Origin of the sequence: Barnesiella sp. An22 (assembly GCF_002159975.1) — a bacterium.
GTDB lineage: Bacteria > Bacteroidota > Bacteroidia > Bacteroidales > Barnesiellaceae > Barnesiella > Barnesiella merdigallinarum.
Genome location: NZ_NFJR01000013.1, coordinates 19,468 through 33,883 on the forward strand (window position 1 = coordinate 19,468; position 14,416 = coordinate 33,883).

The 14,416-nt window shown below is 56.5% G+C and carries 10 protein-coding genes; all 10 read left to right on the forward strand.

Translation table 11 applies throughout. The annotated features are described in order from the left end of the window. Positions 1-5 precede the first annotated feature (5 nt). The 10 genes from murD to B5F38_RS11510 all read left to right on the forward strand — a co-directional run bounded on the left by murD (position 6) and on the right by B5F38_RS11510 (position 14,385). Positions 6-1,349: a UDP-N-acetylmuramoyl-L-alanine--D-glutamate ligase gene (murD, locus tag B5F38_RS11465; RefSeq protein WP_087409363.1), complete on the forward strand. Its 1,344-nt coding sequence runs from the start codon at positions 6-8 to the stop codon at positions 1,347-1,349. A 12-nt stretch (positions 1,350-1,361) separates the two neighbouring features. After that, positions 1,362-2,642: an FtsW/RodA/SpoVE family cell cycle protein gene (locus B5F38_RS11470; RefSeq protein WP_087409364.1), complete on the forward strand. Its 1,281-nt coding sequence runs from the start codon at positions 1,362-1,364 to the stop codon at positions 2,640-2,642. A 10-nt stretch (positions 2,643-2,652) separates the two neighbouring features. Next, positions 2,653-3,765 (forward strand): undecaprenyldiphospho-muramoylpentapeptide beta-N-acetylglucosaminyltransferase, encoded by a 1,113-nt coding sequence (gene murG / locus B5F38_RS11475; RefSeq protein WP_087409411.1) that lies wholly within the window; start codon positions 2,653-2,655, stop codon positions 3,763-3,765. Next, the gene (murC, locus tag B5F38_RS11480) at positions 3,762-5,132 is read left to right on the forward strand and encodes a UDP-N-acetylmuramate--L-alanine ligase (RefSeq protein ID WP_087409365.1); all 1,371 of its coding nucleotides are present in this window, start codon (positions 3,762-3,764) and stop codon (positions 5,130-5,132) included. Before murG ends, murC begins: the two co-directional genes overlap by 4 nt. A gap of 8 nt (positions 5,133-5,140) precedes the next feature. Beyond that, positions 5,141-5,866: a cell division protein FtsQ/DivIB gene (locus B5F38_RS11485; protein ID WP_158096878.1), complete on the forward strand. Its 726-nt coding sequence runs from the start codon at positions 5,141-5,143 to the stop codon at positions 5,864-5,866. A gap of 23 nt (positions 5,867-5,889) precedes the next feature. After that, positions 5,890-7,311: a cell division protein FtsA gene (ftsA, locus tag B5F38_RS11490; protein WP_087409367.1), complete on the forward strand. Its 1,422-nt coding sequence runs from the start codon at positions 5,890-5,892 to the stop codon at positions 7,309-7,311. A gap of 12 nt (positions 7,312-7,323) precedes the next feature. Continuing rightward, positions 7,324-8,550 (forward strand): cell division protein FtsZ, encoded by a 1,227-nt coding sequence (gene ftsZ / locus B5F38_RS11495; RefSeq protein ID WP_087409368.1) that lies wholly within the window; start codon positions 7,324-7,326, stop codon positions 8,548-8,550. A 26-nt stretch (positions 8,551-8,576) separates the two neighbouring features. Further along, a complete protein-coding gene (locus tag B5F38_RS11500) occupies positions 8,577-9,026 on the forward strand; it encodes a GatB/YqeY domain-containing protein (protein WP_087409369.1) in 450 nt (149 codons plus the stop codon). Positions 9,027-9,055: 29 nt separating this feature from the next. Beyond that, entirely contained in the window at positions 9,056-10,327 is a 1,272-nt protein-coding gene (gene serS / locus B5F38_RS11505; RefSeq protein WP_087409370.1) for a serine--tRNA ligase, read from the forward strand. A 275-nt stretch (positions 10,328-10,602) separates the two neighbouring features. After that, positions 10,603-14,385: a beta-N-acetylglucosaminidase domain-containing protein gene (locus B5F38_RS11510; RefSeq protein WP_087409371.1), complete on the forward strand. Its 3,783-nt coding sequence runs from the start codon at positions 10,603-10,605 to the stop codon at positions 14,383-14,385. Positions 14,386-14,416 lie beyond the last annotated feature (31 nt).

A 14,416-nucleotide genomic window follows, 5' to 3' on the forward strand; every position in this document is an offset into this window, starting at 1 on the left:
TCGATATGGAAAAGAAAAAGAGAATTGTAGTGTTGGGAGCTGGTGAGAGCGGTGCGGGAGCCGCCGTGCTGGCTCAGGTAAAGGGTTTCGATGTATTCGTTTCGGATATGTCGTCGATCAAAGACTCATATAAACAGCAGCTCGACCACTACAGTATTGCGTGGGAAGAGGGTCACCATACCCCCGAGCTGATACTGAATGCCGACGAGGTAGTCAAGAGTCCCGGCATTCCCGAGAATGCCCCCATGATTGTGGCTCTGCGCGAGCGGAATATCCCCGTTATCTCCGAAATCGAGTTTGCCGGTCGCTATACGCATGCCCGTATGGTGTGCATTACCGGCAGCAACGGCAAGACGACTACGACCCTGCTCACCTACCATATTCTGAAGAGTGCCGGGTTAAAGGTAGGCCTGGCCGGTAACGTGGGCAAGAGTCTGGCCCTGCAGGTGGCTACCTGCGACTACGACTACTACGTCATCGAGTTGAGCAGTTTCCAGCTCGACAACATGTACGACTTCAAGGCCAATATCGCCGTGCTGCTCAACATCACGCCCGACCACCTCGACCGCTACGACTACAAGATGGAGAACTATGTGAACGCCAAGTTCCGCATCATACGCAACCAGACCGAGGACGACGCCTTTATCTACTGGAACGACGACCCCGTCATCAACGAGAAGCTGTCGACCCTCACCCTCCAGTCGCAACGCTACCCCTTTGCCGAGACGCACGAGCCCGGCACGCAGGCCTATACCGACCACGGGGAGCTGACGTTCGACACCCCCGAGGAGAAACTCACGATGAAGGCCGACGAACTGTCGCTGCACGGCCGCCACAACCTCTACAACTCGATGGCTGCCGGCCTGTCGGCCTGCCTGCTGAATGTGAAGAAGGAGACCATACGCAAGGCATTGAGCGACTTCGAGTCGGTAGAGCATCGGCTCGAACGGGTTGCTTCGGTGCGGGGTGTGCAGTTCATCAACGACTCGAAGGCTACGAATGTCAACTCGTGCTGGTATGCACTGGAAAGTATGAAGACCCCCGTGGTGCTCATTCTGGGCGGCAAGGACAAGGGTAACGACTATACCGAAATCGAGCAGTTGGTGCGCGATAAGGTGAAGGCGCTGGTGTTCCTCGGGGTCGACAACAGCAAGTTGCATGCCTTCTTCGAGGGGAAGGTGCCCTATATCACCGAGGCCCGCTCGATGAAAGAGGCCGTAGACAAATCGTATGCCCTCGCTTCGCCGGGCGATACCGTGTTGCTGTCGCCCTGCTGTGCCAGCTTCGACCTGTTCAAAAGCTACGAGGACCGGGGCGACCAGTTCAAGGCGTGTGTAAGAGCTTTATAAAACGAGAACGAAATGATGAAAGAAGAGGCAGTTGAGAAACCGAGGAGGAGCGATCCCTACATTTGGGGCATCATCATCATCCTGTATATCGTTTCGGTGGTCGAGGTATATAGTGCCATCAGCCGGGAGATTACGGGAGGCGATGTCTATACCCCTATTATCAAGCATGTGTTGCTCCTCTTTTCGGGATTCCTGATAACCTATGTGACCTCGAGGGTGCACTACAAGTGGTTCAAGGTGATGGCCTACCTGATGATACCGGCGACCATCGTCTTGCTGGTGAGCATCCTTCTCTGGGGCGATACGCTCAATGGTGCCAAGCGTACCATCCCGGTGATGGGTATTTCGCTGCAAGGCTCGGAGGTGGCCAAGGTCACCATCGTGCTGGCCATGGCAACCGTGCTGGCCAAATCGCAAATCAAGCGAGGGGTGAACACGAAGGGGGTGGTGCTGGTCGTGGTGCTGGTGACCATCTTCAGCGGTCTGCTGTTTACCCAGGGGCTCACCAACACGTTGCTGTTTATCGGCATCAGCGTGTGCATGATGCTGATAGGCGGTGTGGAGTGGTACAAGTTGGGCATTATCTTTCTGGTCTATCTCGTCCTGGCACTGGCCGTGATGCAGGCCAAGGATATTCTGACCGAGAGTGAACTCTTCAACAAGCAGGAACAGACGGTCCAGGATGGTGAGAAGAAAGATGTGCTTATCCAGCGAAGCTCTACGTGGAAGAGCCGGTTGGAAGACTTCTTCGACTCGACACCCGAGTATGAGAAAGAGACGACCGATGCCAACCGTCAGGAGCACCGGGCCGCCATGGCGATGGCCCACGGAGGCATTACCGGCGTAGGACCCGGCAACAGCCGGGAGGCCTCGCGGCTGCCGTTGGCCTTCTCCGATTACATCTATGCCATCATCATCGAAGACCTGGGCTTTGTGGTCGGCGGGGTAGGGCTCTTGCTGGTCTACCTCATGATTCTGGCGCGGGCGGGGCTCATTGCCCGGCGGTGCACCAAAGCCTTCCCGGCCCTGCTGGTGATGGGTATGGCGGTGATGATTGTGTTGCAGGCTCTCTTCAACATGGCTATCGTGGTAGGGGTATTCCCGGTTTCGGGTCAGCCGCTGCCGCTCATCAGTAAGGGTGGAACCTCGATATGGATGATGAGCTTTGCCTTCGGGGTCATGCTCAGCGTGAGCCGGTATGCCGTGAAAGATACAGGAGCAAATATAAAGTCGGAACGGGAGAGCGGTTTGCCCGAAGATTTGCAGGCCGCCAATCCCACCAATTTAGCATAAGGAGGCTATGATGAAACGAGCAATCAGAGTATTGATAAGCGGCGGTGGTACCGGGGGGCACATCTTCCCCGCCATATCCATTGCTAATGCGATAAAGGCCCGTTGCCCCGAGGCCGACATCTTGTTTGTCGGGGCCGAGAACCGGATGGAGATGGAGAAGGTACCGGCTGCCGGATACCGCATCGAAGGGCTTCCCGTGAGCGGCTTCAACCGCAGCAACCTGCTGGCCAACTTCAAGGTGTTGTGGCGGTTGGGCAAGAGCCTGCGGCTGGCCCGCCAGATTGTGCGCGGGTTCAACCCCGATATTGCCGTGGGCGTAGGCGGTTATGCCAGCGGTCCCACGCTGTGGGCGGCAGCCCGCCGGGGGGTGCCCACCCTCATTCAGGAGCAGAACTCCTATGCGGGTGTCACCAACAAACTGCTGGCTTCGAAGGCGCATACCATCTGTGTGGCCTATGAGGGGATGGAGCGGTTTTTCCCCGCCGGTAAAATAGTGCTTACGGGGAACCCCGTGCGGCAGGACTTGTGCAACGACCGGCTCACTCGCGACGAGGCGTTCGACTTCTTCGGGCTCGACCCGCACAAGAAGACCATTCTGCTCATCGGCGGCAGTCTGGGGGCTCTCACCCTCAACACGGCCGTTGTCGAGTCTATCCCCGAAATCGTGAAGAGCGGCGTGCAGTTTATCTGGCAGTGCGGCAAGCGGTTCGACGAGAAGGCCCGCGCCGCATTGAAGGCGGCGGGCGACCCGGCCTGCATCAAACAGATGCCCTTTATAGCTCGCATGGACTTGGCCTACAAGGCTGCCGACCTGGTGATTTCGCGGGCCGGAGCCAGCTCTATCTCGGAGCTCTGCCTGTTGGGTAAGCCGGCCATTCTGGTACCTTCGCCCAATGTAGCCGAAGACCACCAGACCAAGAATGCCGAGGCCCTCTCGTCGAAGGGAGCCGCCATTCTGGTGCGCGACGCCGAGGCCCGTCAGCGGTTGATGCCCTGCGCCCTCTCGGTGGTGAACGACGAGGATTGTCTGGAGTCGATGAGCCGGCAGATTTCGAAACTGGCTCAGCGCGATTCGGCCGCGCGTATTGCCGATATAATATTTGACATAGTCGATAAAAAATGAAACAGTACAGTTCGCTTTATTTCATAGGTGCCGGCGGCATAGGTATGAGTGCGCTGGTGCGTTATTTCCTGGCAAAGGGATACCGGGTGGCCGGTTACGACCGCACCTCGTCGCCCCTGACCGAAGCCTTGCAGAGCGAGGGGCTCGAGATTGTCTATGACGAGTCGGTCGACCTCATCCCCGACTATTGCCGCGACCCGAAAACGACGCTCGTCGTCTATACCCCGGCCATTCCCGCCACACATGCCGGGCTGGTCTACTTCAGAGAGCACGGCTTCAAGGTGGTGAAACGGGCCGAGCTGCTGGGGCTCATCACCCAGTCGAGCAAGGGGCTTTGCTTCTCGGGTACGCACGGCAAGACGACCACCTCGAGCATGGCGGCCCACATCTTTCACGAGTCGCCCATCGGGTGCAACGCCTTTCTGGGCGGTATCCTGCGCAACTACAACAGCAACCTCATCCTGTCGGACCACTCGCCCTTTACGGTAATCGAGGCCGACGAGTACGACCGTTCGTTCCACTGGTTGCACCCCTATATGGCGGTGGTGACGGCTACCGACCCCGACCACCTCGACATCTACGGTACCGAGGAGGCCTATCTCGAGAGCTTCGCACACTTCACCTCGCTCATCCAGCCGGGTGGCTGTCTGGTCATCAAGAAGGGTATCAAGCTGGTGCCCCGTGTGCAGGAGGGGGTGAAGGTCTACACCTATTCGGCCCGCGACGGCGGCGATTTCCACGCCGATAATATCCGGGTGGGCAACGGTACGATTCTCTTCGACTTCGTAGCCCCCGACGGTGTGGTGACCGATGTCGAGCTGGGTGTCCCCGTCGACATCAACATCGAGAATGCCGTGGCCGCCATGGCCATAGCCCGGTTGAACGGGGTGGCCGACGACGACATGCGGCGGGCCATGGCCTCGTTCAAGGGAGCCAAGCGGCGGTTCGAGTTCTGGGTGAAACGCGACGACCGCGTGATGATAGACGATTATGCCCATCACCCCGACGAGCTGAAAGCCAGTATCCGTTCGGTACGGGCCCTCTATCCCGGGCGTAAACTCACGGTTATCTTCCAGCCCCACCTGTATAGTCGCACCCGCGATTTTGCGCCCCAGTTTGCCGAGGCGCTGTCGATGGCCGACCAGGTGATACTGCTCGATATTTATCCGGCTCGCGAATTGCCTATACCGGGAGTCACGTCGCAACTTATTTTCGACCGGATAACATGCAGAGATAAAGAACTTTGTTTGCGCGAAAAGTTGTTAGAACGGATAAAAGAGTGTAACTTTGACATTTTATTGACGATGGGAGCCGGCGATATAGATCGTCTGCTTCCCGAGATAGCATCAATCGTGGAGGCAAAATGAAGGTCTTGTTGAGATTTCTGTTGATGGTAGTGCTTGTGGTCTACCTGTTTGTCGCGTTCTTTGTCCTCCGCTCGCATGCGGCCGAGGAGAAGTGTCTCGACTTGCAGGTCGAGGTCCTGGACAGTGCTACGCATCACTATATCTCACCGGCCGATGTATATAGATATATCGAAGAGTACGATTTGGACCCCTGCGGAAAACCGATGGGGGAGGTCAATACCGAAGATATGGAGCGAACCCTCATGCTGAATGGCGTGTTAGGTTCGGTCGAGTGTTACAAGGAGGTAGGGGGCACCGTGTGTGTGAAGGTAACCCAGCGCATTCCCGTAATGCGGGTGATGGCCAATGGCAGCAACTATTACGTCGATACCGAAGGGCATCGCATTGTTGCCGTGGCGCAGTATCGCACCCCGTTGCCTCTGGTGACCGGGCAGGTAGACAGTACGCTGACCTATCTCGACCTGTTGCCGATGGCCCGGTATATTTACGGGCATCCTTTTTGGAATGCTCAGATTGAACAAATTTATGTCAATGAGCGTCATGAAGTGGAGTTGGTGCCCCGGGTCGGCAAGCAGACGATTCTGCTGGGCTCGGTGGAGGATTATGAGACGAAGTTCGACAATCTGATGCTGGTTTATAAGGATGTATTCAGCAAGACCGGTTGGACGATGTACGACACCGTTTCACTGAAGTTTAAGAATCAGGTGGTTTGTACGCGTAGAAAAAAGTGGTGAAATAAAAACTAATAGAGAAAGATATGGATACGGAGAGATACATAGTAGCTATTGAGATCGGGAGCTCGAAGATAAGAGGAGCCATAGCAACCCGTTCTCTCAAGGGGGTTGTTACTGTGCTTGGCGTAGATACCGAATCGTTGAGCGGGAGTGTGAAACGCGGTTTCGTGGTTCGCCCCGACGAAGTATCGGCAAAAATCAGACGCCTGATAGTCAAACTGAGTAACCGCATAGGGACCTCGAAGAAGATCAAGCAGGTCTATGTCGGCATCAGCGGTCAGTCGCTCCATGCCGAGGATCATCTGATCAGCCGCGATTATCCCGAGGGTACGCTCATCAACGAAGATATAATCAAACACCTGCAGGAGGAGGCCCGCGAGATGCCTATCGCCGGAGCCGATATTCTGGAGGTGGTTCGCACCGAAGTGACGGTCGACGATCAGCCGCGCATCGGTCGGGAAGAGCTGGTTGGCTCGAGCCTGAAGATGGGCGTGAAGCTGATTGTGGCCCGCGACGAACTCAAGAAAAGTGCCGCCCGCTGTTTCCAAGGCGATTTGACGGTGGCTCATTATATACCCACGGCCCTCTCGACCGCCTATGTGGCCTTGAGCAACGAGGAGCGTCAGGCCGGTGTCATGCTGGTCGATTTTGGGGCCGACACGACTACCGTCTCGATTTACAAGGATGGATTCTTGCGTTACCTCTCGACCATACCGCTGGGCGGGCAGAACATCACGCGCGACATTATGACGCTGAACGTGACGGCTGCCGAGGCCGAGTCGTTCAAGATTCGTTTGGGTTCGGCCAAGATGGTGGGCGAGGAGTCGAACATTACACTGCGCGGCGAGAGCGGTTCGGAAATCAAGAGCCTCGACCTCTCGAAGGTGGTCAAGGCTCGTATCGAAGAGATTGTGGCCAACGTGAACGCACACTTCGATTATGCCAAGTGCGACCGCAAGAGCCTGGGCGCCGGCATGGTGATTGTGGGCGGAGCCTCCAAGCTCTCCAACCTCACCGAGCTCCTGGCCGAGAAGTGCGACATCAAGGTTCGCAAGGGTGCCCTCCGTCAGGATATGTTGCTCGACGTAGCTTCGCAATCGAAGAGCGCCGACTATCTGCAGATATTGGGCCTGCTCTATTCGGGTCGTGAAAACTGCGTGGAGGTAATAGCCCGGCCGGCTGCGACCCCCGAGGTGGAGCCGCAGGTCGAGGAGGAAGAGGAACCCGTAGACCCGAGAGAGCAACGGGCTCGCGAAAAAGAGGAACAGGAGCGTCGCAAACGGGCCGAGAAGGAGCGCCGCAAACGCGAAGCCGAAGAGGCCAAGAAACGCGAGAAAGAGCGTAAGGAAAAGGAGAAAGCCAACAAGCCCGGCTTATTCGGTAAGTTGAGAGATATGGTCAAGAAGGCCGAGACTCTGCTCGATGATGAAAACGATAACTATTAAAAGAAGAAGGTTATGAACGATGTAGATATAAATAGCTCCAAGTTGCCCGACTTCATCGTCCCCGGGGTCGGAGAGAGGAAAGAAGAGCCTATCAAGATAAAGGTCGTGGGCGTAGGTGGTGGTGGCGGAAACGCTGTCAACTACATGTATCGGCAGAATATTCAGGGCGTGAGTCTGGCCCTGTGCAATACCGATCCCCAGGCCATGTTCGACTCGCCGGTCCCCATCAAGGTGGCCATCGGCGACGAGGGTGCCGGCGGCGAGCCCGAGGAGGGCAAGCGCCTGGCCGAGGAGTATGAGAAACTGGACGGTCGCATCTCGTCCCTCTTCGAGGATGAGACCCGCATGGTATTCATCACCGCCGGTATGGGTGGAGGCACCGGTACGGGTGCCGGCCCGGTCGTGGCCCGCATCGCCAAGGAGAAGGGCATGCTCACGGTGGGTATCGTTACCATACCGTTCCTCTTCGAGGGCGAGCCCAAGATTCTGCAGGCCTTTGCCGGTGTCGAGGAGATGCGCAAGCACGTCGACGCCCTGCTGGTAATCAACAACGAGCGTCTGTGCAAAATCTATCCCGACCTCTCGTGGACCAATGCCTTCTCCAAAGCCGATGATGCCCTGGCCAACGCGGCCCGCAGCATTGCCGAGCTGGTGTCGAAGAACGGTAAGATAAACCTCGACTTTGCCGATGTGCGCACTACCCTGAAAAACGGAGGTGCCGCCGTCATCAGTACCGGCGAGGGCGAGGGTGAGCACCGCATGAGCAAGGCCATACAGAATGCACTCATCTCGCCGCTGCTCAAGGAGAGCGACATCTATGACTCGGAGCGGGTGCTCTTCAACCTCTACTTCTCGCCCGAAGAGACCGACGAGTTGCGTATCGAAGAGGCCAAGGAGCTGAACGCCTTTATGACCCGCTTCAAGAAACGGGTGAAGGTAATCTGGGGCTATACCCACGATTCGTCGCTGGGCAAGAAGGTGCGCATCACGATTCTGGCCACCGGCTTCGAGGTATCGGACCTCACCTTCAAGGGCGAGTACGGCGGCGATGCCGACGAGCACATAGCCCAGTCGCAATACATCGTGCTGCGTCCCGACCAGCTCGACAACAACGCGTTGATCGAGAAGCTCGAGAATGCCCCGGCCTACGATCGGCCCAAAGACTTCCGCGACAATTTCGAGGGAGGCGAGAAGCGCAAGGAGGAGCCGACGAGCAACCGCCGTTCCATAAAGTTTTGATTGAAACCTGTAAAATAGTATAGATTATGAATTTATTTGATCAGGTCAGCAACGACATCAAAAGTGCCATGCTGGCAAAAGACAAGGTAAGACTCGAAGCCCTGCGGGGTATCAAGAAAGAGTTTCTCGAAGCAAAGACCGCCAAGGGTGCCGACGGCGAACTGTCGGACGAGACGGCGATGAAGATATTGGCCAAGATGGTAAAACAGCGCAAGGAGAGCGCACAGATTTATTCGGAGCAGAACCGCCCCGACTTGGCCGAACCCGAACTGGCCGAAGCTGCCGTTATCGAAACCTATCTGCCCAAACAGATGACCGACGAAGAGCTGACCGAAGCCCTCAAGGCCATCATTGCTCAGGTAGGTGCCACCAAACCGCAAGAGATGGGCAAGGTGATGGGCGTGGCCTCCAAACAGTTGGCCGGTCGTGCCGACGGTCGTGCCATCTCGGCCAAAGTAAAAGAACTGTTGTCGTAAACGAGAATACAATATACGAAATTTAGACTATGCTTACACTTAGTGTCATTAAAGAGAATCCCGAAGATGTGATTCGCCGGTTGGCTATCAAGCATTTCGACGGGAGAGAGGCTATCAACCGGGTACTCGAACTGGATAAAATCCGTCGCGCTTCGCAAGCCGAACTCGATGGCAAATTGGCCGAACTGAAAGGATTGGCCGCCCAGACCGGGCAACTGATGAAAGCCGGAAAGAAAGAGGAGGCCGAGGCCGTGAAAGCTCAGACGGCTGCCATCAAGGAGTCGACCAAAGCGCTCGAAGAGTCGATGGTATCGGCCGAGAAAGAGATTACCGATATTTTGTTGACTGTCCCCAACCTGCCTTATGCCGGTGTGCCCGAGGGACGTACCGCTGCCGACAACATTGTCGAGAAGACCGGTGGCGTGATGCCCAACCTGCCCGAGGATGCTCTGCCTCACTGGGAGTTGGCCAAGAAATACGACCTTATCGATTTCGAATTGGGCGTGAAGATTACCGGTGCCGGATTCCCCGTCTACAAAGGCAAGGGTGCCCGCCTGCAACGCGCCTTGATTTCGTTCTTCCTCGACGCCGCCCGTGAGGCCGGATACCTGGAGATACAGCCGCCTTATGTGGTGAATGCCGCATCGGGTTACGGCACGGGACAGCTGCCCGACAAAGAGGGTCAGATGTACCACTGCAACGAGGATGACCTCTACCTGATTCCTACCGCCGAGGTACCGGTGACCAACCTCTACCGCGACGTGATTTTCAACGAGAGCGACCTGCCTATCAAGAATACCGCCTACTCGGCTTGCTTCCGCCGCGAAGCCGGTTCGTACGGCAAAGACGTGCGCGGTCTGAACCGTCTGCACCAGTTCGACAAGGTAGAGATTGTACAGATACAGCACCCCGACCACTCGTACGAGGCTCTCGAGGAGATGAAGGACCACGTGCAAAGTCTGGTCGAGCGTCTCGAATTGCCCTGGCACATCCTGCGTCTGTGCGGTGGCGACATGAGTTTCACCTCGGCCATCACCTTCGACTTCGAGGTATTCTCGGCTGCTCAGAAACGCTGGCTCGAGGTTAGCTCGGTTTCCAACTTCGAAAGCTACCAGGCCAACCGTCTGCACTGTCGTTACCGCGGTGCCGACAAGAAGATGCACCTGTGCCACACCCTCAACGGTAGTGCACTGGCTTTGCCGCGTATCGTGGCAGCTCTGCTCGAAAACAACCAGACCCCCGAGGGTATCAAGATACCTAAGGTGCTGGTTCCCTACTGCGGTTTCGACATCATCGACTGATTGCCTGCGGCCTTGGTGCCGGGACAAACATAGATACACAAGGGGTGTCCCATTCTTTTGGGGCGCCCCTGTCGTTTGTATTGTGGGGTCAAAAACTTACCGAAGTTATCGCCCATACGAAACAATTCATTAACTTTGTCTCTGACGAGTATGGCGAGTGCAGCTTGCATGGCTTTGCATCTCCATGCGACAGAGATATGGCGATTGTCGCTAATTGCCAAATTTTCAGATGACTATAACCTGCTGATACCTGTTAACCGAAATTCTATAATCCCATGAAAAAAGTCTTGTTACTGCTTGTATGTCTGATAGGTATGACTTTGGCTCATGCCCAGACCTATACCATTTATCCCATTCCCCAGCAGACGACCGAAGGAAGTGGCACGGTGGAGTTGACACCGACCATCAACGTGGTTTGCGGCTCGGGCATCGGTCGTGTGACCAAGGACCGTATCCAGGAGGTGCTGGAGGGGGCCGGGTACACCTTCCAACTGAGTGAGTCGGCTTCGTCCGAGTTGACCAACCTGTATGTAGGCGTGGCCGGGTCGGGCGATGTGGCAGATTCCTATGCCACAAGCCAGGGTGTCTCCAAGGAGGTGTTCACCGAGGCGCCCAACCGCTTTGACGCCCATGTGATGCAGATTGCCGACGGCAACATCGTGGTGCTGGGCAATGGCGAGCGTTCGGAATACTATGCCTTCGCCACCCTGGAGCAGATTCTGGAGCAGGCCGCAGGGACTGCGCTGCACGAGGTGACTTATGAAGACTACTCTCACTGCCAGTGGCGTGGTGCAATCGAGGGATTCTATGGCAACCCCTATTCGGTGGATGCACACTGCAGCCTGTTCGAGTTCTTCAAGCGTTTCAAGATGAACGTCTTCATCTATGCGCCCAAGATGGACCCTTATCACCTGGGCTATTGGACCGAGGAGTATCCGACAGAGATCACTGAAGAGCAACGCCGCATGGGGTGGATCACGCAAGATGACGTGCGCCGCATGGCCGAGACTGCTCGGGCTTGCAACGTACACTTCGTCTGGGCTGCCCATCCGGGTCTGGCTCCCGGCGGACAAGTGTCGATGGACTTCTCCAGCACGGCGACGGTGGATGAAGGCGTGGAGCTGCTGATGCAGAAATACCACCACATGTACGACCTGGGCGTGCGTGCTTTCAGTGTATGTATCGACGATATGGATCGCAACCCGTCGGCACAGATGCAGGCTCACCTGCCCGACCAGACGCAGAAGCGGCTGAAGGAGGAGTTCCCCAGCCAGGCTGAGGACGAGAAGATTGCACCCCTTTTCTATGTTCCTGCCACATACGCTCTGATGTATCAGGGAGCAGCTTCCTATCTGACTCAGATGGCAAGTGTTGACAAGGACGTGGTCATCGGTTTCACCGGTTATGCCGTATGCGGCGACCTGGACAAGAAGGATTGCGATGCGATGGCGGGCTACATAGGACGCAACCCGCTGTTCTGGTGGAATGCGACGGTCAACGACAACAACGACGACCGCCTCTACATGCGCGAACTCACGGCTCACTACAGCCTCGTTCCCGAGAAGGGGGGCATCAGCACCTTGGGCGGTGTCATTCTCAACCCCGAGAAGCAGTCGCAGGCTGCCAAGGTGGGGCTGTTCGGCCTGGCAGACTATTGCTGGAATCCCAATCAGTTCGACGTGACGCAAAACTGGAACGACTGCTTCGACTACCTGGCCGAAGCGGGCGATACCGAGACGGCGAACCAGATACGGCTGTTTGCCCGCTATACCGATGCTATCTATGAAGATCAGGAGATTATCGACCTCTATGAGGCATTCAAGTCGAAATACAGCGACGGCAACTTCCCGGCAGAGGGCGTGGCCATCCGCGAGGAGATGGCCCGGTTGCAAGCCGCTTGCGAATATATCGAAACCGTGATGGCAAACAGCGACAACCGAGACTACCGCCTGTTCGCCACCGATGTCAAGGCCTGGTGTGCCAAGTTGAAGGCTTACGCCACTATCATCCAGAAGTCGCTCGACCTGCTCGAAAATGGTGAGTCGATGAGCCGCTCCGACTCTTGGACATCGTTTGCAAGCATCATTTCGCTCTATACGGGTTTGGGCATCGAGCCGCAGTATTTTATCTCCGAGCTCGAGGGCTACGGCACCGACTCGCACGTGGTGAGCTATGAGGTGCATCCGGCCAACTCTTACACCCGTCCGTTTGTGGACTATCTGTATGAGACCCTGGGCGCCAACCTGCCCGGTGACTGGCCGGAACCCGAGCAGGCGCAGGTTGTCACCAATCTGGACCCGGCGGCTTTCAACCTGACTGTGACGGATGCCGGGGCCACACTTTCGGGGCTGAGCGGTGTCGAGTTGGCCGGGGGCGATTACGTGGGCCTCTACCTCGGGGCTATCGAGAAGGTGGCAGTCGGCGAGATGGAGTTGCCTGAAGGGGTGACCTTCGAGACCTCGATCAATGGCAAGATATGGACTCCAGCCACTCTGCCCGTGTCGTCGCAGAATGCGGCCTACGTTCGTCTGGTTCGCAGCACTGCCGGCGGCGAGGCGGAATCGCTTGGCTTTGATGTTCTGACCGTCTCCTTGTCGTCGGGCGCAATCGTCGTACCCACTCCGGCTATTACGTCAAACCTGAAGGTCTACACCGATGGTAATGTCTCTTATCCCCTCGAGCTGGCTGTCGATGGCAACACCGGTACTTTCTTCTGGAGTGGTGAGAACACGGCAGCGGGGCACTACATCCAGCTCGACTATGGCGATGTCTACTCGATCGACAACGTCACCCTCGTCTTCACGGGCAAAGACATCCTTTCCGGTACGGCCGATATTCAACTCTCTACCGACGCCAACGAATGGACTACCATAGCACAATACAGCCACGGCAGTCTGGTCAATAATCGTTATACCTGTGCAGCCAATGGTACCAATGCCCGATATGTCCGCCTGATGGTAACCAGTGTCGAAGGTTCGTTCTGGATGCAGCTGGCCGAATTTTCCTGCTCTGTGGCAGGTGCTACCTCCGAGATAGGCAAACCCACACCCAGCACTTCGCTCGGCACCTACCAGAGTTATAATATCGGCAATATCGTGGACGGTAACTCCGGTACGCACTTCTGGAGCAACGCCGAGCCGCAGGTGGGCGACTGGTTGCAACTCGAGTATGCCGAGCCACATTCTATTTTTGAGATAACGGTTACCTTCATGGAGAACGACCAGCTCATCGGCAGCGGAGAGTTTCAGGTGTCGTTGGACGGGCAGAGCTGGACAAAGGTGGCAGCCTACGACAGTGGCGGCATCAACGCCAACACCCACTCATTCACCACCAATGCCAATGGCGCTACGGGCAAGTATCTCCGCCTGTATATTACCAATGTCATCGGCAGCTATTGGCTCAAGGTGGCAGAGTTCGGTTGTGTCATGGCAGACCGTGTGACACAGACTACCGACCACAACCAGGCCATGATTTCGGCCTTGTCCGACAAGAACATGATTACCAACTATCGAGCCGAAGAGGCCGGTTATGTGGAACACACCTTCATCGAGAATATGGACATCGAGGCCGTTGAGATTTACCACAACACCACCTTCGATGCCAACTACGAATTGCCTGCCGTCTCGCTCTACGATGGCTCTCAATGGGTGGAAGCCGGAACACTCGACCACCTGGCCACCGTCATCGACACGCGTGACTACGAGATGGTGACGGCCGTGCGCATCGAGTGGAACGAGCACAATATCCCGACCCTCTACGAGATTATCCCGTCGGGCGAATACAAGGAACCGCAAGGCACCGGCATTACCGAGTTGGCCGGGGAGAGTGCTGACGATACCGTCCGGGTCTATACCTATGGTGGTCGGCTTGTCGTGAGCGGTCAGACGATGCTGAGTGCCGTCCGCATTTATGACCTCTATGGACGGTTGCTCCATCAGTCGGCTCCCGATGCGACCAGCTTCACGCTCGACCTCGGTGCCTCAACTCCGGCCATCCTGGTTGTTCAGGTGGTCGACGAGTCGGGTACCATCACTACGGCCAAGGTGGTAAGACGTTGATTCCGTGGCTTCTGTGCCGGTTGTGAACATA